Genomic DNA, 1437 nt, shown 5'->3' on the forward strand with positions numbered 1-1437 from the left:
CTAGTAAGGCCGATCAGCGTGCTTGGCTTCAGTCGAAAAGACCGAAGAAGTGCTTGCTTGCGATGAATGTGACCCTGCGATTAATCGTTTCTTCAAAGCTGCGTCTTGACTGGTCTCCAGAGCAAGTGGCAGGGTGGTTAAAGCGCAAGTTCCCAGATAATACATCCATGCATGTGTCCCACGAAACGATTTACCACAGTCTCTTCATCCAAGCCTGCGGTGTTCTGAAAAAAGAGCTCGTCAAACGCCTTCGATCAAGGCGTGGTATGCGAAGATCAAGGCAAAAAAGTACTGAAGAGAAAGAGATACGTACAAGAATTTCAGAAGCGGTATCTATCCGCTCTAGACCAAAATCCGCTGAGGATCGGGCAGTTCCTGATCATTGGGAAGGAGATCTCGTATCGGGCTCTAACAACTCCCACATAGCGACACTTGTAGAGCGACAATCCAGATTTACCATGCTAGGGCCTGTTCACACTAAGTCCTGTATTATTATGAAATGGAAATCAACGCACAGCACTACAAAATCATTGAAAACTTGTTGTCGATTCTGCGTGGCAACACCAAAATATCTGACTTGCAGGCACTGAGCGGCCACCCTCACAGTAACCAAATATGGCTGCAAGTAGCGTGGTGTACCAACCTTTGTCCAGGCAGGGATATTGGACCGGGCATACCTCGTATTTGAGAAAATTATTTGGTTAAGTTTCAAGTTGGCCTTGTATCTTTTAGTTCACCAGCGGTATAGATACATTGAGATGGTGCGAGTACACCAAAAACAATCCTCAAATGATCGACAACTCAATAGGAGGTTGAAATACAAAAATTTGTCTGATTACGGCTTGTCACAATCGTACTGTAGTATTTTCTTTTTCGCTAAGGTAGGCAGATGTTGCTTCAAGAATCAGAAAATTATTTAAAAATAATATGAAATGTGATTAAAAAGCTAGCAAAGTCGTCGCGAATAATATTCATAATGATGATAAAATCTGGCAGCTTATAGTTGATTTTTAAATGGAATTTGTAATGCATCCTAGAAACAATCGCTTCGGCATTTAGTAGTATGTCAGTCTATTAATTTATAACAACAAACTCGCATTGTTGAGGCTCTAACACCAGTGAAAAAAACTGCAATGCTTCGATTAATGCGCAGCGACGGGCACTGATTGGAGCTGTGGGAATTTTAACGCATCAATGCCTGGTCAGAACCTAGAAAATGGCAGATGGTACCTCAAGTGTTAATGGTAGACTCGAACATGGAAGGGGTTTTCCTTGATGGAAGTTACATTAAAGCGCATCGGTATTGTAGCAGCACCGCCAGCGGTCAAGATGAGGCGATTAAGAAAGGCATGGGTGGAAAATATGAGCAAGCTCCATTTACGGGAAGATACATATGGACTTCTAACTACTACCCAAATTCAGTAAAATACATACTAT

The 1437-nt window shown here is 42.3% G+C and carries 1 protein-coding gene and 1 pseudogene; both read left to right on the plus strand.

What is annotated here, in order from left to right; translation table 11 throughout:
- A partial coding sequence (locus Q5Y71_RS16750; protein WP_306043219.1) for an IS30 family transposase occupies nt 1-590 on the plus strand: 590 nt, incomplete at its 5' end.
- A gap of 666 nt (nt 591-1256) precedes the next feature.
- Nucleotides 1257-1437, plus strand: a pseudogene (locus Q5Y71_RS16755) (hypothetical protein); the annotation flags it as partial.

It is taken from the genome of Microbulbifer sp. 2205BS26-8 (assembly GCF_030731025.1).
Lineage (GTDB): Bacteria > Pseudomonadota > Gammaproteobacteria > Pseudomonadales > Cellvibrionaceae > Microbulbifer > Microbulbifer spongiae.